The following is an 18,434-nucleotide window of genomic DNA, read 5'->3' on the forward strand; positions in this document are numbered from 1 at the left end:
TCCGGTGCGAACCGCATTAGTCACCGGCGGCAGCGGTGGGATCGGCAAGGGGTGCGCCGGCAAGCTTTGCGAGCTCGACTACGACGTGGTACTGGTGGCGCGACGGGAGGGCCCGCTGCGGGCCGCAGCCGAGGATATCGGTGCCCGCTACATTGTCGCCGACGCTACTGACCCAGCCGGATTCGCCACGGCCATAAGCGAATTCGACACCATCGACCTGGTCGTGCACGCCGCCGGCGCACTGGGCGGAACCTACGCACGAAAGCAGACCTTCGACCAGTGGCGCACGATCATCTCGGCCAACCTGGACTCCTGTTTTGTGGTGACCTCCGCGGTGCTGCCCCGCATGGGGCCAGGTTCACGGCTGGTCTTCATCTCCTCGTCGGCCGCGCACGAGCCGATGCCGGCCCGAACCGCGTACTCGGCATCGAAAGCCGGCATGAACGCGTTTGCCCGCGCACTGGCGCTCGAGGTCGACCGCGACGGCATCAGCGTCCACCTGGTGACCCCGGGACCCGTGGAAACCGAGATGCTGCAGGATGTTCCGTTCGAGATGTATGCGATCCAGGTATCCGACATCGCCGAAACCGTGGCCTGGCTCGATACCGTCGACTCGTCCGTCGACCTACCGGAGATCCGACTCAGCGCGGTGCAGCGCGGTCCGTTCGCCCGGCCACCGGTGGTGCCTACCGAGGCCCGTCGGCGCGCGTCGCTGAAGCCTCCCGGATCTCCGGGAAGCCCTTGATCACCGATTCGCCGAACTCGGCCAGCGAATCCGGCGCGGCGAAGTCGGCGAACCACACATAGAAGCGCTCAACCCGGTACGCGGCCAGGCCGACGAAGTGCTCAATCAATTCGTCGGCGCTACCGCACACCAGCCCCGGCCCCAGATAACCGAATCGCCGGACGCTCGCCTGGCGTACCGCATCCGGATCGGCTCCCGCCCGGACAAAACCCACCATCTGCTGCACCGAGATACGGGCCGATCCCGCAGCCGGGGCCAGGCGAGGCAACCGGTCGAGGAGGTTGGCCTGCAGATTCCACCAATCCGCGTATTTGCGAACCAGTTCCATCATCCGGTGCCCGCTGCCGCCCAAGATCAGCGGTATCGGACGCACCGGTCTGGGCGATTGAGCTTTGTCCCCGTCCGCCCAGTACTGCGTGATCAGCGCGAGGTGGCGCCGCAGTTGCTCGACCCGGGCCACCGGATCCTGCTGACCGACATCGAATCTGGCGAACTCCGCGGGCCAGGATCCCGAACCGATCCCGAGCTCGAACCTGCCATCCGACGCCGCTGACAGCGTGACGGCCTGTTTGGCCAGAACGGCTGGATGCCGGAACGCGTCGCAGAGCACCAGGTGTCCGATGCGCAGCCGCTGCGTCTTGGCTGCCACCCAGGTGGCGACGGTCATTGCCTCCCAGATGGTTTCAGTGGGCTGCCCGGGAGCCTCGAGATGATCGATGAACGCCACACCGTCAAACCCACTGGCCTCGGCGACCCGCGCCCGCTCCACAAAATCTGCTACCGGCAACCGGACCTGCGGCAGGAACAGATACCACTCGACCATACATCCACCCATGCCTGTCCCATAGCGTCCTGCGCGATTGCGCCGGGTCGCCTAGTTTACTATTTTTATTATGTTAGGGGTGTTATGGATGTCGGTCTGACTTCAGAGCAGCTGGCGCTGCGCGACACCGTGCGCGACATCCTGCGCACCGAGTGCCCACCCGACGCCGCCCGGCAGGCAATCGCCGATCCCGAGCATTGGCGCACGCTGTGGAAGACCGTCGTCGATCTCGGCTGGACCGAACTCGCCATAGCCGATCCGTCCGGCGATTTCGGCCCCCTCGAGCTGGTACTGGTTCTGCAAGAATGCGGTGCGGCCATCGCCCCCATCCCGCTGCTGAGCAGCGTCGGCCTGGCCGCGGGCGTGTTGCGGGCCTGCCGTCTCGACGATGTGCTGGCCGAGATCGCCGGAGGGGTGGTCGCAACCCTGGCCGTCCACTCCCCCGGACACCGGCTGCCGCGGCCACCCATGACGCTGCAGCGCGGACGCCTGCGCGGACATGCCGTCGCGGTGCCCAATCTGGTCCGGGCCGAGTTGATCGTCACGCTGGCGACATCGGACCAGGGCTTGGTGGCCGCGGTCGCGCGCGCCGGCGACGGCGTGGTCATCCGACCCGGCGCGTCGACCGACCCCGCACAACCCGTAGCCGATGTCGAAATCGACACCGCCGCGGTAGCCACCGCACCGATCGCCAGCACCGAATCGGCATTGACCGCACCGCTGATCGCCGCTGCCGCGGACCTGGTCGGAGTGGCGAGCGCGGTCCTGCACCGCGCCGTCGAACACGCCAAGGCCCGCCGTCAGTTCGGCAAGCCGATCGGCGCATTCCAGGCGATCAAGCACGCGCTGGCCGACAACTACGTCAGCCTCGAGCGCGCCCGCAGCCTCAGCTATGCGGCGGCAGCCGACCCCGACTGGACCACAGCAGCGCTGGCCAAGGCAGCCGCCGGCGAGGCCGCGACCCGTTGCGCGCGTACCGCTGTCCAGGTGCACGGCGCGCTGGCCCAGACTTGGGAACACGACATCCACCTCTATGTCCGGCATGCCTGGCAGGGCGCGGCGATGCTGGGCGACAGCCGCGCGCTCTACCGCGAGGTGGGCCGACGCTTCGCCGGCGGCGCGTCATGACGGCCCCCATGACGGCGCATGTCGAAGAGTTCGCCGAGTGGCTGACCGAGTTCCTGCCCGCCGACTACTACCAGCGATATCGCCAGTACCGCTGGGACGTTGGGTTGCGACGCGAGTATCAGCGGGCCGCCTTCGAGGCGGGGTGGATCCAACCCACCTGGCCTCGCGAGCACGGTGGCCGTTCACTGAGCCTGCGCGATGCCATGGAAATCCGGATCGAGGCCGCGCTGCGCTCTGCCCCCAAACTGCCCAACATCGCCGGACCCAACGTCGCCGCACCCGGCATCCGCCAATTCGGCACACCCGAGCAGATCGACCGGCTGCTGGTCCCGCTGCTGCGCGGTGACGAGTGGTGGGCGCTGGGCATGTCCGAACCGGAAGCCGGATCGGATTTCGCCGGCCTGCGCACCCGCGCCGACCGCGACGGCCCTAATGGCAAGGTGTTCCGGGTCAACGGCCACAAGATCTGGACCACGCAGGCCCACGAGTCGCGGTGGTGCACCCTGTATGCCCGCACCGACCCCGATGCGCCGAAACACCGCGGCATCTCCTGCCTCATTCTCGACCTGCACTCGCCCGGGGTGCGGATCGAACCCATCCGGATGGCGTCGGCGTCCGACGAGACGTTCTGTGAGGTCTTCCTCGACGACGTCGAAGTGCCCGTCGACAACCTTCTGGGTCCGTGCAACGGCGGCTGGAACGTGGCGTTGGCGTCGTTGCATCATGAGCGCCAGATGATCTGGATCATGAACTGGGTCGAGATCAAGCGTGGTCTCGACTCGGTACGGGGCACCCGCGACCCCGACATCTACGCCGAGCTGGGCTCGCTACTAGCCGATGGCGAGGCGCTGCGGGCCACCGGCTACCGCGCCCTGAGCAACGAACTCGCCGGCCGGCCCAGCCCGGAGGCCGATATCCTCAAGCTGCTTGGATCGGTTACCTTACAACGGGTTTGGGAACTGAGCGCCGTGGCCGCCGGTCCGGCTTCGACCGGTGACGCCGACCTGCTCTTCGAACGCCAGGATGCGCTTGCCGCGACCATCTACGGCGGCACATCCGAGGTCCAGCGCAACATCATCGCCGAGCGGCTGCTCGGGCTGCCGAAGGGATGACGACGATGGATTACGAACTCGGTGATGACGCCGCTGAACTGCGAACCCGGCTGCGGCAGTTGATCGCCAACCACGTGCCGGCCGGCTTCCTCGGCGCCTGCACCGACGACCCCCAGGACCTGGCCACCACCGAGTCATTCTGCAAACTCCTTGCCGCCGAAGGGCTGCTGGCGCTGGCCTGGCCGAAAGAACATGGTGGCGGCGGTGGTTCGGTCTGGCAGCAAACGGTGTTGCGCGAAGAGATGTGGGCCCACCACGAGCCGCGCGGCCCGCAGTACATGGGCATCAATTGGGTCGGCCCGGCGATCATGCGATACGGAACGGCAGAACAGAAGGCCAAGCACCTATCGGCGATCGGCGCCGGCGAAGTGGTGTGGTGCCAAGGGTTTTCCGAGCCGGAGGCGGGCACCGACCTCGCGTCGCTGCGCACCCGCGCCGTGCCGGACGGCCCGGACGGCCGGGGCTGGCGCATCACCGGCCAGAAGGTGTGGACGTCGTATGCCCAGATGGCCTCCTGGTGTGTGCTGGCGGCCTGTACCCACCCGGATGCTCCTAAATCCAAGCGGCTCACCCTGTTTCTGGTCCCGATGGACCGGCCCGGCATCATGGTCCGGCCGATTCCGTCGATGCTGGGCCCGCATCACCTCAACGAGATGTTCCTCGACGCGGTGCCGGCCTTCCCCGGCGATGTGCTGGGCGAGCCCGGCGACGGTTGGCGGGTGATGCGGGAAGCCCTGGCCTTTGAACGCGTCGGCATCGCCCGTTACGCGCGCTGCGAATCGTTGCTGCACCGGCTGCGCACCGAACTCGGCGCCGACTGGGACCGGCTGCCGGAATCGATTCGCGTCCGCTGGGTTCGGGCACTCGTCGACTTACGGGTGGCCAGATTACTGGCCTATCGGGCGGTATCGCTGCAGGATGATCCGGAGGCGGGTGCGGCAGCCAGTGCCGCCCGTATCGCGACCACCACCTGCGATCAACAGGTCGCCGAGCTGCTTTTCGACGTGCTCGGCCCGGCAGCGCTGGACAGCGGTGTCACGGCCCCGCTGCACGGCGCGATCGAAGATCATTGGCGTTACGCGCAGGCGGCCACCGTGGCGTCGGGCACCATCGAAGTACAGCGAATGCTGGTAGCACGTGACGTCTTGGGGGAACACCGGTGAATACCGAACTGCCGCAAGATATTACCGACTTCGCAGTCATCGCGGCCAAGCGCCTCGCGCGGGTGGGCGGGCCGCCGGCGGCGCTGCGGGCCGAGACCGACGACAGCGTTCGCGACGCGGCACGCGAGGCGCTGGTGCAGCTGGGCGCATTCGAGCTGGATGTGCGATCCGCACCCGATGATCTGCTGGCCGCCGCGGTGCTGTGCCAGGCCGCCGGCGCCGCCGCACTGCCCTACCCACTCGTCGAAGAGTTGCTGGCGATCGACGGCGCCCGCCTGGCTCTGGTGAATCCGCAAGCACCCCGCGTCGATCACGGCGACTTACCCGGCGACTGGATCGCCACCGACCTCGACGGCACTCGTTACCCCCTGCAACCCGCCGTGCGCACCGCGGCCAAGCTCGGGCCGTTTCTGGTGCCCGCGGCCTTGGGTGCGCCCGATGGCACGGTTTCGGCCGCCGACATTAACCTTCATCTTGTGCTGGGATCATGGCGGCTACTGGGAGCGGCGCAGCAGTCGTTGGACATCGCCACCGACCACGTGCGGAGCCGGGTTCAGTTCGGCAGGCCGCTGGCCGATTTCCAGGCCGTCAGGTTTTCCGTCGCAGATGCGTCCGTCGCGGTCCGCGGGCTTTTCGAACTCGCCAAGTACACCGTGAGCCGATCGCAATCGACTGCGGTGCAAGTGGGTTCGGCTGACGCATTGGCGCTGCGGCTGAAGGCCGCCGACACCGCGCGGCAGGTGCTGAGCACATCGCACCAACTGCTCGGCGCGCTGGGCTTCTGCGACGAGTCCGACGTCAGCGTGCTGGACCGGCACACCCAACCGCTGATCCGGTTGCCGTTGGGAACCGAAGCACTGAGCCGCCGCCTGATCTCCGATGTCCGTGACGGCTATCTGGAGACACTCTTCACCGGGCCGGTACCCGCATGAGCCGTCCCATCGAATCTCCCGTCACCCCCAATCCACTGGCCGACGGCATCCCGTTCGGGACCAGGTTGCAGGAGCTGGCCAAGCAACGAAGCGACGAAGCGGCCCTGACCACCGTGGCGCCCGACGGCAGCACCCGCACGCTGACCTTTGCCGAACTCGACGCCCGTGCCAATCAATGGGCGCGGGCGCTGGACGCCAGTGGCGCCCAGATAGGTTCTCTGGTCGCCATCGCTATCCCCAACTCCGTGCACCTCGTGCTGACCATACTGGCCTGCTGGAAGATCGGCGCGGTTCCGGTTCCCATGCACTGGGACCTACCCGAGTGGGAGCGGAACCGAGTGCTGGACGTGATCGACGCCGCCGTCGTGGTCGACGAGAAAAGCCGGTGGGAGCTGGATGTGCGTGCCGCCGTGGAGCCGGAAAGCCCAGTGCCCGAAGCTGTTTCCCCGACCGCCCATGGAATTTGCAGTAGCGGGTCAACCGGCGTTCCCAAGGTGATCCTCAACCTGGCGCCGTCGCTGTGGACGCCTCAGCACAGCGAGCCGTTTCTGTCAGCCTGGACGCCGGTGGCCCAGCCCCAGACCATCCTGGTGCCCGCGCCGATGTACCACACCAATGGCTTTGCCACCCTGCACTTTCTGATGGGCGGGGACCAATTGGTGGTATTGGAAAAGTTCGATGCCGCAACGGTTGTCGACACGGTCGAGCAATACCGAGTCACCAACTTCACGGCCACCCCGACAATGCTCAAGCGCATCGCCGCGGTACCCGACATCTATCGGCGCGACCTGTCCAGCATCGCCTTCATCCTGCAGGGCGCCGCCGTGATGCCGCCGACGCTGCTGCACACGTGGTTCGAGCTACTGAGCCCGGAACAGATTGTGATGGCCTACGGCATGACCGAAAATCTCGGGCTCACCGCGCTGCGCGGCGACGAATGGCTGACGCATCCGGGCAGCGTCGGCCGCGGCTTCCGGGACACTGAGATCCGGATCCTGGACGCTGAACAGCAGCCGCTGCCGCCCGGCGAACAAGGCGAGGTCTACCTGCGCGCGCCGATGAGTGCGGGATACCGCTATCTCGGTGGCGCGCCGCCACTTCCGTCGACCGAAGACGGGTTTCGGTCGGCCGGCGACATCGGTCACTTGGACACCGACGGCTACCTCTACATCACCGACCGTCGCGCCGACATGATCATCACCGGCGGCGCCAACGTCTTTCCGGCAGAGGTCGAGTCCGCACTGGCCGGCAACCCCGATATCGCCGACGTCGTGGTCATCGGCATCTCGGACCCGCACTGGGGACGCCGGGTCCATGCCGTGGTGCAAACCGCGGCGCCGCTGACCGAACAACAGGTGATCGAGTACGCCAAGAACCGGCTTGCCCCGTACAAAGTGCCCAAGACAGTGGAATTCGTCGATCAGATTCCGCGCACGGCGGCAACCAAGGTCAATCGCTCGGCCATGATCGCCGCCCGGGGCGGCTGAGCGTCGCAAACGGTGGACGTGCGGTGCGGAAATGCGTAGGCGTAAACGCCGGACACGCCGGTGAGACCGCTCTACGCTCACTGGTAGCTCCCCCCGGCCCTCACCGTAGAGGAGGACGGTCCGATGACCCACATGCTCACGCGGCCCGACATCGTGGCGACTGCTGCGGCAGACGTGGCGCAGATCCGCTCGGCGATCGGCGCGGCCAACGCCGCCACGGCGGCCTCGACGACCGGGGTGATAGCCGCGGCCCGCGACGAAGTATCGGAGCTCATCGCGAGCCTGTTCCGGACATACGGCCAGGAATGCCAAGCCGTCATGACACAAGCTGGCGCGTTTCACGATGCGTTCGCCCAGGCGTTGGCCACCGCGGCGGGCTCCTACGCGCAGGCCGAGGCCGCGAACGCCGCCGCCGTGTCGCAGACGCTGGCCACCATCAGCGCACCCGTCCGCGTGCTGCTGGGCGGTATCGCGCCCGGCGCTCCGGGCACCCTGGCGTCCGCGGTTCCAGCGGCGGCACCGGTGAACCCCATCACCTTGGTCATGGGTGGCAGTGGGAACCCGATTCCTTCGATTGATTATGTGAACAACATTGTCTCGAAATACATCGCGCCCGTTTTCACGGTCGATCCGAACCTGGTGCAGAGCTTTTTCACACCGGAGGGGTTCTATATCGATACCGGTGTCAAGACCTTGCCCCTCAACGTGTCGGTGGCTCAGGGCGTCACTATCCTGACCAACACGCTCGTCGGCACTAACCCTCCCTACGCAGGGCTGCTGACCAGCGGAAACACTGTCAACGTGTCGGGCGAATCGCAGAGCGCCATGATCTCCTCACTGGTAATGCGGGCGCTCAACCCCACCAACTCGGGGGCCGCCGGAAGCCCGTACTTCAACAATTTGAACTTCACGTTGGTCGGTAATCCGATGAACCCCAACGGAGGCCTGTTCGAGCGTTTCGTCGGGCTCAGCCTCCCAAGCCTGGGGATAGAGATGTACGGCGCAACCCCAGACAATTCCTTCCCGACCACGATCTACACAATCGAATACGATGGCGCCGCCGACTTTCCCCGATACCCGATCAATTTCCTGGCGGACCTCAACGCCTTCATGGGCATCCAATCCCTGCACGGCCAATATGCGACTCTGACCCCCGAGCAGCTTGCTACGGCAATTCCGTTGACCAACACGGTGGGCCCCACCTCGACCAGCTACTACATGATTCCCACCGATAATTTGCCGCTGCTGGACCCGGTGCGGGCAATTCCATTCGTCGGGAAGCCCATCGCAGATTTGGTCCAGCCGAACTTGAGGTATCTGATCAACTGGGGCTACGGCGATCCCGCCTATGGCTGGTCGACCTCGCCGCCGAATGTGCCCACCCCGTTCGGAGTGCTGCCGCCGCTCAGTGCCACCACTTCCCTGCCAGGCTATTTGGCGATCGGAACCCAGCAGGGAATCAGCGCGTTCATGAACGACATCAGCGCCGGGATGGCGACGTTTCCCGACCTCCCGGCCGCGCTGCTGGCGGCTCCACTGGGCGCGGCCGGCTCACCGTCGCTGCTGTCCGGGCTCTCGCCGGCGGCGTTCTCCCCGACCGACTTCATCCACTTTCTGCAGTCAACGAACACGACGGTCACCAACTTCATCACCAGGACCGCTGCGACCACCTACGCGGCGCTGCTTCCGACAGCCGACATCGCAAATGCGGTCTTCACCACGGTGCCGTCCTACAACGTCAACCTGTTCCTCAGCGGGATGGAACAGGCATTCACCGGCGACCCCGCCGGTGGGCTGGTCTACGCGTTTGGCGCTCCCATAGCGGCTGACATCGCGTTGGGTACCCTCTTAGCCGGCTTCCAACTCAGGTCGTTCTTGGGGATAACCAGTCAGTTCGTTTAGCCGCTGCGCTCAGTGGGCCGGGCGGTCGATGAGCCGGACCAGCTGGTGCCCGGCCAGCGCACCCTCGGCGGTTCTGAACCACCGACGGTGATCTGTTCTGTTCGGGTGACCCTCGCGAAAGGTCCATTTCGAGCCTGACATCACTGCGAGTGCCGCGGCCGCCGAATTCGCGGTGACGTCAAGCACTGCGCGCAGCACCAGAACGCCTCAGCGCCAGTGGAATTGACCTCTGCGTGCGCGTTGACTCATGGAAACATGCCCGCTCTTCGGCGACAAGCCAATGGGCACAATGAATTTGTCGCTGACAGGCGGGCGAAACGAGACACTACAAACCCGTGGAGACTGATGTTGCCGATGGAAAAGCCGCGGTTGCGTCCTACAACTTGGGGCACTAGAGCAGCGCCGGGCCTCCCGCTGGCCAGCTTGGTCGAAACGTTCACGGGTCTGCGGCATCGCGATGCGAGGCACCATCTCGAGGTCCGCGCTGAAACGGACAAAATAACTATTCTGGCCACTTTGGCTATACTGGTGACATGCCCACTCTGACCTACCGAAACCGCACCGGGGAACTCGTCGACGTGCCGACCGTCGCCGCCACGCGGTTCAAGAACCAGTTCGGCGCGGTCCTCGAGAAGGCCATTGCCGAGGGTGCGGTCGCGATCACCAAGCACAACACGCCGAAGGCGGTACTGGTGTCCTACGCCGAGTTCGAGGTGCTGACCCGCGCGGCTACCCCTGCTCTGGACGAGTTGACCGAAGAATTCGACCGCCTGCTGGAACGCATGCAGACGCCAAAATCCAAGGCCGCGATGGCCTCGGCCTTCGATGCCAGCCCGGAACAGCTGGGGCAGGTCGCGGTGAAGGCGGCCCGCGCGAAGCGGCGGCGCTGACTGAGCCGGCTGTACGTCCTTGCCGGTGTCAACGGCGCGGGCAAGAGCACCATCGGCGGCGCGATGTTCCGCGCGTCCGGCGCCGACTACTACAACCCCGACGAGGCGGCGCGGAGGTTGATCGCGGCGAATCCGGGACTCGATCAGACCACGGCCAACGCGACGGCGTGGCGTCAGGGTAAGCGGCTGCTGGAACGGGCGATCAACGAACGCCTGGATCTCGCGCTCGAAACCACACTCGGAGGAAGCACCATGCCCCGGCTGCTCGCCGAGGCGGCATCACAAGGCATTGAGGTGCGGATCTGGTATGTGGGATTGGCCAGCCCGGAAGCCCACATCGAGCGAGTGCGGCGGCGGGTCGACGCGGGTGGCCATGACATTCCCGAAGCCGACATCCGGCGTCGGTGGCGGCACAGCAGGTTGAATCTGGTGCGGCTGCTGCCCGTGCTGACCGAAGTGCGCATATACGACAACTCGCACGACGCCGACCCGGCCGAAGCCAAGGCTCCCCGCCTCATGCTCGTGATGCACGTTGTGCGGGGACAGATCGTGGGTCCATCGGATCTGTCGTCGACACCCGGGTGGGCCAAGCCGATCGTCGCCGCGGCAATTGAGCTGCACGGTTGACGCGGCGACAACCCAGCGGCCGCGCACGTCGAGCATAGTTAACCTTGTCCGGGGCGGCGACGACCAAGGCAAGCACTTACCACCACCGCTGCGGGCCCAGTCGCAGGCACTTCTGCAGGGCAGCGTCGGCGGCGCGCACCGCGGCTTCCTCGATGCGGTAGACGGCAGCGATATCGGCGAAGCGGCCGGTTGTCAGGTTCGCGCGTTGGCACACCATTCGTTCGATTCCGGCCGCGATCGCCACCGGGCCATGTGATTCGACCAAGGCGCCCTCGTCGGGCAGCCGCCACAGCGCGGCAAGGCAGCGCAGAACGGCGGGCAAACCGAACACGGGAATCACGCTGCGCCAGAGCAATTCGCCGACAGGGCCGAGGGGCAACCAGGGTTGCGGCGGAGCGTGCACGGCCCTGCCGCCCGGTCCCAGCACCCATCGCCTCAGGCGCGCGGTCTCGAACGGCCGGTCGTAGGGCAGAATCTCGTCGATCTGTGCGGCGTCTCCAACCACGTGCCACCGCAGCAGGAAGGGAAAGCGCAGTCCCGCTGCGGTTTCCACGTAGCCATGGGACGCATGGTGCACCCCCGACGAGGCGATTGTGCTGTGGCTGGCGACGGCGAACAGGCCCTCGGTCGGCATAATCCCCACCGCCCACGCGGCGCCCGAGGGACCGTACAGCCGGATCGCAGCCGCCGCCGGCGAATCCGGCGCACACATCCGTGCCAGCCGCCGGTCATTGCGGACCACCGCTTCCCACACTTTTCCGGTCAGCTTGTCGCCGAGCTTCGGAATTTTTTCCGGGGCCGGGCCGGAATCGGCGCGCACCGGCAACGATCGCGGCGTGGGCGTCTGCGGTTGTGCAACAACCGGTTTCGCCTTCACCGCTGGCTTAGCCGACGCTCTCGCGGGCTCAGGCACCACCCGCACCGTCGGCCGCGGGACGCAGCCAGCGCACCGCAGGCCCGTTTTCGTCGCCGCCAGCCGCTCATCGGCACCACAGTGTGGGCAGGCGATGTCGGCGAACCGGGCCAGTGGAATGAGCCAATCGAGAGTCAGCGGGTAGCGCCGGTCGCCGCGACGAACGTCGACCGGCAACCGCCATACCGGCACCTCGTAGATGTGCAGCCGATAAGGCCGAATCTGGTGGCTCCCCTGGTACTTCTCCCGAGTCTCGCCGATCCGTCGGCCACGCTCGATGCGTACACTGTCGGCGCGTGCGTCCAACAGCTCCCAGCGATCGGCAGGCGCGTTTGCGCGCCGACGCTCGATCGTCGCGAGCGCATCACGGTAGTACGCCTCGACACGTTCCAGCTCCTCGTCGCGCGCCTTGACGACGTCATCCGCGAGCTGGGATCGCCGCCGCTGCGCGCACTGCTCGATAACCTGATCCGCGAATCTGACCGCCGCGGCCAGGCCGTTGAGGGAAGGCGAACCATCTTTCGGCACCGTCGGGATGGCGGCGAGCCTGGTAGTGACGTGGGTCGGGAGCTGGCGCCGGGACTGCACATCCACCCAGCACTCGGCGCATTCCTGGTAGTGGTCGTCACTGGACAAGGTGTAGTCGACCAGCACGCCGAGGCGCAGAATCGCGCGAACCGACCGGGTCGGTGCGCCGGTGGCGTCGATCCGCCCATGCTCGACGGTGAACTGGTCGCGGGCCATCGCCTGCAGCTGCTCGGCCGCCGGCGGCAGCGCGGCAGCCACCGCGACGGTCAGCGCGGCGACGTCACCCACGGCCAGCACCTCGTCGGCGCAGCGACCCAGCGCGGGATGCCCCGCCGAGAGCAGGGTCGCACCGTCCTCGCGGGCGACATCGGGATCGGCGGTGACCCGCAGCACCTCCGGCAGCTCCAACATCGTCTGCAAGTCTGGTGGGAGCACCACCAGCGTCGTATCGCCGCCCAACTCGGTGAGCCCGCCGCTTGCCTCGACATACCGCAGCCAAAAGCCGAGTCCCACATCGGTGCTCGTCACGACGCCGCACCTGCGTTCGCTGAGCGGCGACCCGCCGCGCCCGGCTGCGCCGCGCTTGCGGTCGCCACGAGGAGGTCGACATCTTCCCGGCTTTTCACATAGCTGCGTCCCGCCTCGGCGAGCGCGTTGCCGAGGACGTCGAGTCTTCGCTCGAACTCGTCGTCGTCTACGGCATCGACGAACGCGTCGAAAACCTCGTTCTCGAAATCGAAGTCATCGTCGATCCGGCCGAGGATCATGTCGAGTTCACCGACGACGAGTTCGAACAGGTTGATCTTTGCCTCAAGCACATACATGATCTTTTGTTCGACGCTGCCCCGGCAGACCAAGTTGGTCAGCGTCACGTCGTGTTCCTGCCCGACGCGGTGCAGCCGGCCGAGCCGCTGCTCGATCTGCATCGGGTTCCATGGCAGGTCGAAATTCACCATCACATGGCAAAACTGCAGGTTGCGACCCTCACCCGCCGACTCCGTCGACAGCAGGATCGGCGTTTCGGCGCGGAACGCCGCGATGGCCGCCTCCTTCTCCGAGCGGGTGAGGCTGCCGTGATACAGCGCCGATGACAGGCCGGCCTCCTTCACCGCAGCGGTGAGCACGTCCAGTGTTTGCCGAAACCCGGTGAACACCAACACCTTTTCGCCCCTGCCGACGTGGCGCGCGAGCAGTTCTACGAGCACCCGCACCTTGTCCGGTTCGCGGATGGCCCGGGCCCGTTCCGCGAGGTCGTTCCAGCCGAGCTTCGCCAGCGTGGGTGCGGCGGCCCCGGGACTGGAACCGGCCAGCCGGGTCAGCCCGCGCAAGGCAAACCTGTTGAGTCCGGACCCATCCGGGAACCGCCTCGCCGCTGCCCTGACTCGCCGGACGATGTCGGCGTAGAGACCGGCCTCGTCGGCGCCGGGCGTCACCAAGATCGTCTCGGCCAGCCGAGGCGGCAACATCACGGCGACCTCGCTGCGGCGATGCCTGACCATCACCTCATTGGTCCGTACGCGCAGCTCCTCCAAGTTGTGCGGTCTCGAATCGACCGATGCCGCGCCATGTTTGGCGCGGAACTGGGCCGGTGTGCCGAGCAGTCCCGGTGCGACCAGGCTGACCAGCTGGTACAAGTCCGACAGCTTGTTCTCCACCGGCGTCGCCGTCAGCATCAGCAGATAACGGGCGCGCAAACAGCGCGCGAGCTTGCCAGACGCGCTTCGGGGATTGCGGAGCCGGTGCGCCTCGTCGAAGATCACCAGGTCCCAATCGGTTTCGGTCAGCCTGCCCAACAGGGGATCGCGACGAGCGGCGGCGAGCGACGCGATGGTGACCGGCCGGTCCATCCCAAGCTCGGCGGCCGGTGTCGACCCGGATTGGACGATGGTGGTCGGCAACCCGAATTTCCGCTCGAGTTCGTCACGCCACTGGTCGACAAGCCCCGCCGGAACGACTACCAGCACGCGGTCGGCGAGCCCGCGCATGCGCAACTCGGAGGCCACCAACCCGGCCTCGATCGTCTTGCCGAGCCCGACCTCGTCGGCAAGGATCCCCCGGCCGCGCATCCGCTGCAGCACGGTGCGCGCGGCCCGCAGCTGATAGTCGAACGGCTCGAACCGCAACCGAGGCACCGCAAGGAAGGTGTCAAACCCCGGCCGTGCCCAGACCTTGACCGCGTCATCGACGATCGCCGGCCAATCCGGTTGCTCCCGTGCGCCATTGCGTAGCCGTGCCAGCAATGGCAGGTAGGCGGTCAGCTCTGATGTGGACGTCTCTTCCGCGGCGATCGTGACAGTCATGAGGCCTCCCGGCGACCAGGTTGGCATTTGCTTGCGCAGGACGGTACCCGCGACCACCGACATGACCGACGACCCACGCCGAGCTGTGACAAATGAGGCCGATGCGGTTCTGGTGACGCGCTTGACGACAGCGGCGCCAATACACGGTAACCTCATTCTCGCCGTTGTTGTCAGCGGGCAAAGTGAGGAGACAAACGCCTATGACCGCCCCTAACGAGGAAGCGGAAATAACGCGCGCCGACCGCTTCATCAAGACGGCGGTCGAAATTCTGGGCGAAACCGGCCGCACCGACTTCACCGTGCAAGAGGTCGTGGCGCGCTCCAAGACCTCGTTGCGGGCTTTTTACCAGCATTTCGGCAGTAAGGACGAACTACTGCTGGCCCTCTTCGACAGGACTATGGCGCAGACGGCACAGCTGTGGCGCACCGAAACCGCCGGACTCGACAGCACCGCCGCACTGAAGCTGGTCATCGACCGCATCAGCGCACGACCGGAGTCCACCACCCAGGACAGCCTCAACCGGGCGCTGAGTCTCTACAACCAATACCTGGCCGAGAACCGGCCCCGCGAATACGCGCGGGTGCTTTCGCCGCTGCATCGACTGCTGCGCGACATCGTCGGGCAGGGCATCACCGAGGGGGTGTTCAACCCCGGCCTCGACGTCGGGGCCGCAGCGGCCATCATCATGCAGACGGTGCTCGGAGCGCTCCGATTGCACTGGCTGGGAACCGAATTGAACGGAACGCCGATCGACTCCGGCCAACTGTACGACTTCTGCAGCCGAGCCCTCGGCATTCGGGACATCGACGACCAGCCGGTGTCCTCGCTGGCCGAACTGTTCGCCCAAATCGGAATGCGCCCCGCCACCGCACACGACGGCGACTTCGCGATGACCATGCCGGTCAGCCCGCAGGTGGTCAACACCTCCGGCGCGCTGCAGGGCGGCCTGATCGCCACGCTCGCCGACGTGGCCGGCGGGCAACTCGGCTTGGAGTACCTGCCGCCGGGCACCGCCATGACGACAGCCGACCTCTTCATCCGCTACCTGCGCCCGATCAGGCAGGGCTGCGCGCTCGCGGTGCCGCGAGTTCTGCGGGCCGGGCGGCGATCGCTGGTCATGCAGGTCGACATCTTCGGTGACAGCGACAGCGACGTCGCGGCAACAGCAACCGTGAATTTCGCCATTGTCGAGCGCCACGACAGCCCCGACAGCGGTTAGCGGAACCCTTGCGCTAGGTGGTAACGTCATTACCACATGCTGAGAACCGAGACTTCTACAAGGAGATCGCCATGCCGTCTCGCGAGCTTCCCTTTCCGGTGTTCGATGCCGACAACCACATGTACGAGCCGCAGGAGGCGCTGACCAAGTTCCTGCCCGACAAGCGCAAGCACGTGATTGACTACGTGCAGATCCGCGGGCGCACCAAGATCGTGGTGCGCGGCCATATCAGCGAATACATCCCCAACCCGACGTTCGAAGTGGTGGCCCGCCCGGGCGCCCAGGAGGAGTACTTCCGGCACGGCAGCGGAGGCAAGAGCTACCGCGAAGTGATGGGTGAGCCGATGAAGGCGATCCCGGCCTTCCGGGAACCGGGCCCCCGGCTGGAAGTCATGGACGAGCTGGGCATCGACTACGCCCTGATGTTCCCCACCCTGGCCAGCCTGGTCGAGGAGCGGATGAAGGACGACCCGGAGATGACTCACGACGTCATCCACGCGCTCAACCAATGGATGTACGAGACCTGGTCGTTCAACTACCGAGACCGCATCTTCGCCACCCCGGTGATCACCCTGCCCATCGTGGACCGGGCGCTCGAAGAGCTCGCGTGGTGCCTGGAGCGTGGCGCTCGCACGGTGCTGGTCCGCCCGGCCCCGGTACCCGGCTACCGCGGCAGCCGCTCGTTCGGTTTCGAGGAGTTCGACCCGTTCTGGCAAGCCTGCATCCGCGCCGAGATCCCGGTTTCGATGCACGCATCGGACAGCGGCTATTCAGAATTCATGAACGTGTGGGAACCCGGCGACGAGTTCCTGCCGTTCAAGCCGACCGCCTTCCGGAGCCTGGCGATGGGACATCGGCCGATCGAGGATGCCATGGGTGCGCTGGTCTGCCATGGCGCGCTGTCCCGCAATCCGGAGCTACGCATCCTGTCCATCGAAAACGGCGCGGACTGGGTGCCGCACCTGTTCAAAGGACTCAAGGGCGTCTACAAGAAGATGCCGAACGCGTTCAGCGAAGACCCGATCGAGGCGTTCAAGCGGTGCGTCTACGTCAGCCCGTTCTGGGAGGACCGGTTCTCCGAAATCGCAAAGATGGTGGACACCGACCGGGTGGTCTTCGGTTCCGACTGGCCGCACCCCGAAGGCCTGAAGGACCCGATTTCGTTCGTCGACGAACTTGCCGGTTTCGACCAGGAAGATGTCGCAAAGATCATGGGCGGCAACATGATGGAAGTGATGAAGGTCGAAGCACCGGCAACCAAACCGGTCAGCGCGTAATCAGGACGCCGGTCAGCCTTTCCCGACGATCGCGTCGCGTGCCCGGTCCAGCATCGCCGCGAACGGGCCGGCCATGACGTTGGCGATCTGGGACCCAACCCCACCGCCGAGGAGGAAATCATTCCCCCGTGTCGGATTGATGACTGGACCCACCCGCATACGCCGTTGGCATGGAACAGTCTGGCGCAAGCCCCATCCGGCGGATTGAATGGTTGGCGGCGCCAAGCGTCGGTCACTGGTCGTAGGCTGACTTGCCGGCGTCGCGAAGTGAGGCCAATGGCGTAAGCAACATGCGTACTCTTGCGGGGTAGGTTCGGAAAGCTCGGGAGGTGAACTTGATGACCGGCAAGCAACTACCGGATCTGCGGTTCGACGTTCCGCTCTACACGCTTACCGAGGCATCCCGATACCTCCTGGTTTCCCGCGCAACCTTGGCGACCTGGGCTGACGGGTACGAACGTAGACCGGCCAACGCGCCAACCGTGAAGGGCCAGCCAATCATCACCGCTCTTCCTCACCGCGCGGGTAGCTATGCCAGGCTGCCGTTCGTTGGGATCGCCGAGGCATACGTGTTGAACGCCTTCCGCCGAGCCGGTGTCCCGATGCAACGCATCCGGCCATCCCTCGACTGGCTGATCAAGAATGTCGGGCCGCATGCTCTTGCATCGCAGGACTTGTGCACGGACGGCGCAGAAGTACTCTGGCGGTTTGCCGAGCGTTCAGGGGAGGGTAGCCCCGATGATCAGGTCGTCAGAGGACTGATTGTCCCTCGATCTGGCCAGTACGTCTTCAAGGAGATCGTCGAACACTACCTCAAGCAGATCAGCTTCGCAGACGACCGCCTCGCGTCAATGATCAGGTTGCCGCAATACGGTGAAGCCAATGTCGTCCTCGATCCCTGCCGCGGCTATGGGCAACCGTTATTCGACGGGAGTGGCGTCCGGGTGGCTGACGTGCTAGGCCCGTTACGCGCCGGGGCGACGTTTCGAGCAGTCGCCGATGATTACGGTGTGACGGTGGCCCAGCTTCAAGACGCAGTCGACGCCATTGCAGCCTGATCCGCAGGCTGCTAGCCGACCTCGATCACTTCTTTGTCGACCGCAGTTTGGGCGCGGTGCAAGTACCGAAACTCCTCCGTGAGGCCGGATTCCGGCTGACAACAATGCGTGAGCACTACGGCGAGGTAACGGCTCAGAGTGTCAGCGATCATGAGTGGATCACATTGACGGCCGAACGCGGCTGGATCGGCTTTCAAAAGATTGAACCGTCCCCGGTTTTATGCGCACTTCCTTTGTTGGGAAGGATGGCGCGATGCCGAGCAAGTACGACGAGAACACCAAGGCCAGAGCGGTGCGACTGGTCCGGGAACACCGCGACGACTATGACA

Annotated in this window: 15 protein-coding genes and 2 pseudogenes; 13 read left to right on the forward strand and 4 right to left on the reverse strand. The window is 65.9% G+C overall.

All coding sequences use genetic code 11. The features are described 5' to 3' along the window. The first annotated feature begins 4 nt into the window (after positions 1–4). A complete protein-coding gene (locus EET03_RS18830; protein ID WP_075542748.1) occupies positions 5–745 on the forward strand; it encodes an SDR family oxidoreductase in 741 nt (246 codons plus the stop codon). Here EET03_RS18830 and EET03_RS18835 read toward each other — a convergent pair. After that, positions 687–1,568, reverse strand: a complete 882-nt coding sequence (locus tag EET03_RS18835) for an LLM class flavin-dependent oxidoreductase (RefSeq protein WP_075542747.1) — start codon at positions 1,566–1,568, stop codon at positions 687–689. The two genes, EET03_RS18830 and EET03_RS18835, sit on opposite strands and share 59 nt — an antisense overlap. Positions 1,569–1,652: 84 nt before the next feature. On the opposite strand from EET03_RS18835, the gene EET03_RS18840 reads away from it, so the two are divergent. From EET03_RS18840 to EET03_RS18880, 8 genes are all read left to right on the forward strand, one after another. Next, positions 1,653–2,696 carry an acyl-CoA dehydrogenase family protein gene (locus EET03_RS18840; protein ID WP_075542746.1) on the forward strand — a complete coding sequence of 348 codons (1,044 nt, stop codon included), beginning with the start codon at positions 1,653–1,655 and terminating at the stop codon, positions 2,694–2,696. 8 nt (positions 2,697–2,704) lie between these two features. Beyond that, the gene (locus tag EET03_RS18845) at positions 2,705–3,808 is read left to right on the forward strand and encodes an acyl-CoA dehydrogenase family protein (protein ID WP_075542745.1); all 1,104 of its coding nucleotides are present in this window, start codon (positions 2,705–2,707) and stop codon (positions 3,806–3,808) included. Continuing rightward, positions 3,805–4,971, forward strand: coding sequence for an acyl-CoA dehydrogenase family protein (locus EET03_RS18850; RefSeq protein WP_208649088.1), 1,167 nt, complete (start codon positions 3,805–3,807; stop codon positions 4,969–4,971). The genes EET03_RS18845 and EET03_RS18850 overlap by 4 nt, the downstream gene beginning before the upstream one ends. Further along, positions 4,968–5,903 carry an acyl-CoA dehydrogenase family protein gene (locus tag EET03_RS18855; RefSeq protein WP_075542744.1) on the forward strand — a complete coding sequence of 312 codons (936 nt, stop codon included), beginning with the start codon at positions 4,968–4,970 and terminating at the stop codon, positions 5,901–5,903. The genes EET03_RS18850 and EET03_RS18855 overlap by 4 nt, the downstream gene beginning before the upstream one ends. After that, positions 5,900–7,390 carry a class I adenylate-forming enzyme family protein gene (locus EET03_RS18860; RefSeq protein ID WP_075542743.1) on the forward strand — a complete coding sequence of 497 codons (1,491 nt, stop codon included), beginning with the start codon at positions 5,900–5,902 and terminating at the stop codon, positions 7,388–7,390. Before EET03_RS18855 ends, EET03_RS18860 begins: the two co-directional genes overlap by 4 nt. Before the next feature lie 123 nt (positions 7,391–7,513). Beyond that, the gene (locus EET03_RS18865; RefSeq protein ID WP_099193659.1) at positions 7,514–9,292 is read left to right on the forward strand and encodes a PE family protein; all 1,779 of its coding nucleotides are present in this window, start codon (positions 7,514–7,516) and stop codon (positions 9,290–9,292) included. A gap of 533 nt (positions 9,293–9,825) precedes the next feature. Beyond that, positions 9,826–10,182 (forward strand): type II toxin-antitoxin system prevent-host-death family antitoxin, encoded by a 357-nt coding sequence (locus EET03_RS18875; protein ID WP_075542741.1) that lies wholly within the window; start codon positions 9,826–9,828, stop codon positions 10,180–10,182. 9 nt (positions 10,183–10,191) lie between these two features. Then, positions 10,192–10,809, forward strand: a complete 618-nt coding sequence (locus EET03_RS18880) for an ATPase (protein WP_279637717.1) — start codon at positions 10,192–10,194, stop codon at positions 10,807–10,809. A 76-nt stretch (positions 10,810–10,885) separates the two neighbouring features. On the opposite strand, the gene EET03_RS18885 is transcribed toward EET03_RS18880, so the two are convergent. Together EET03_RS18885 and EET03_RS18890 are read right to left on the reverse strand one after the other, a co-directional pair. Beyond that, the gene (locus EET03_RS18885) at positions 10,886–12,778 is read right to left on the reverse strand and encodes a hypothetical protein (RefSeq protein WP_075542740.1); all 1,893 of its coding nucleotides are present in this window, start codon (positions 12,776–12,778) and stop codon (positions 10,886–10,888) included. Next, on the reverse strand, positions 12,775–14,550 hold the full coding sequence (locus EET03_RS18890) for a DEAD/DEAH box helicase (protein ID WP_167470661.1): 1,776 nt from the start codon (positions 14,548–14,550) through the stop codon (positions 12,775–12,777). Before EET03_RS18890 ends, EET03_RS18885 begins: the two co-directional genes overlap by 4 nt. 200 nt (positions 14,551–14,750) lie before the next feature. On the opposite strand from EET03_RS18890, the gene EET03_RS18895 reads away from it, so the two are divergent. Then, positions 14,751–15,770, forward strand: a complete 1,020-nt coding sequence (locus tag EET03_RS18895) for a hotdog fold thioesterase (protein WP_075542738.1) — start codon at positions 14,751–14,753, stop codon at positions 15,768–15,770. A 71-nt stretch (positions 15,771–15,841) separates the two neighbouring features. Then, a complete protein-coding gene (locus tag EET03_RS18900) occupies positions 15,842–17,047 on the forward strand; it encodes an amidohydrolase family protein (RefSeq protein WP_075542737.1) in 1,206 nt (401 codons plus the stop codon). A 12-nt stretch (positions 17,048–17,059) separates the two neighbouring features. Here EET03_RS18900 and EET03_RS33090 read toward each other — a convergent pair. Then, positions 17,060–17,212: pseudogene (locus EET03_RS33090) on the reverse strand (hemerythrin domain-containing protein); the annotation flags it as partial. Positions 17,213–17,385: 173 nt separating this feature from the next. Here EET03_RS33090 and EET03_RS18910 point away from each other — a divergent pair. Next, on the forward strand, positions 17,386–18,105 hold the full coding sequence (locus EET03_RS18910; protein WP_075542769.1) for an Rv2018 family toxin-antitoxin system antitoxin: 720 nt from the start codon (positions 17,386–17,388) through the stop codon (positions 18,103–18,105). Continuing rightward, positions 18,095–18,305 (forward strand): annotated as a pseudogene (locus tag EET03_RS31755) (Rv2019 family toxin-antitoxin system toxin ribonuclease); the annotation flags it as partial. The gene EET03_RS18910 and the pseudogene EET03_RS31755, both read left to right, overlap by 11 nt. Positions 18,306–18,434 lie beyond the last annotated feature (129 nt).

Origin of the sequence: Mycobacterium innocens, from assembly GCF_900566055.1 — a bacterium.
GTDB classification, from domain to species: Bacteria; Actinomycetota; Actinomycetes; order Mycobacteriales; family Mycobacteriaceae; genus Mycobacterium; species Mycobacterium innocens.

Bases quoted from the DNA above. Each gene is read 5' to 3' on its own strand.
- EET03_RS18835 (WP_075542747.1), bottom strand. From the start codon at position 1,568: ATGGTCGAGTGGTATCTGTTCCTGCCGCAGGTCCGGTTGCCGGTAGCA.
- EET03_RS18840 (WP_075542746.1), top strand. From the start codon at position 1,653: ATGGATGTCGGTCTGACTTCAGAGCAGCTGGCGCTGCGCGACACCGTG.
- EET03_RS18845 (WP_075542745.1), top strand. From the start codon at position 2,705: ATGACGGCGCATGTCGAAGAGTTCGCCGAGTGGCTGACCGAGTTCCTG.
- EET03_RS18850 (WP_208649088.1), top strand. From the start codon at position 3,805: ATGACGACGATGGATTACGAACTCGGTGATGACGCCGCTGAACTGCGA.
- EET03_RS18860 (WP_075542743.1), top strand. From the start codon at position 5,900: ATGAGCCGTCCCATCGAATCTCCCGTCACCCCCAATCCACTGGCCGAC.
- EET03_RS18865 (WP_099193659.1), top strand. From the start codon at position 7,514: ATGACCCACATGCTCACGCGGCCCGACATCGTGGCGACTGCTGCGGCA.
- EET03_RS18875 (WP_075542741.1), top strand. From the start codon at position 9,826: ATGCCCACTCTGACCTACCGAAACCGCACCGGGGAACTCGTCGACGTG.
- EET03_RS18890 (WP_167470661.1), bottom strand. From the start codon at position 14,550: ATGACTGTCACGATCGCCGCGGAAGAGACGTCCACATCAGAGCTGACC.
- EET03_RS18895 (WP_075542738.1), top strand. From the start codon at position 14,751: ATGACCGCCCCTAACGAGGAAGCGGAAATAACGCGCGCCGACCGCTTC.
- EET03_RS18900 (WP_075542737.1), top strand. From the start codon at position 15,842: ATGCCGTCTCGCGAGCTTCCCTTTCCGGTGTTCGATGCCGACAACCAC.
- EET03_RS18910 (WP_075542769.1), top strand. From the start codon at position 17,386: ATGACCGGCAAGCAACTACCGGATCTGCGGTTCGACGTTCCGCTCTAC.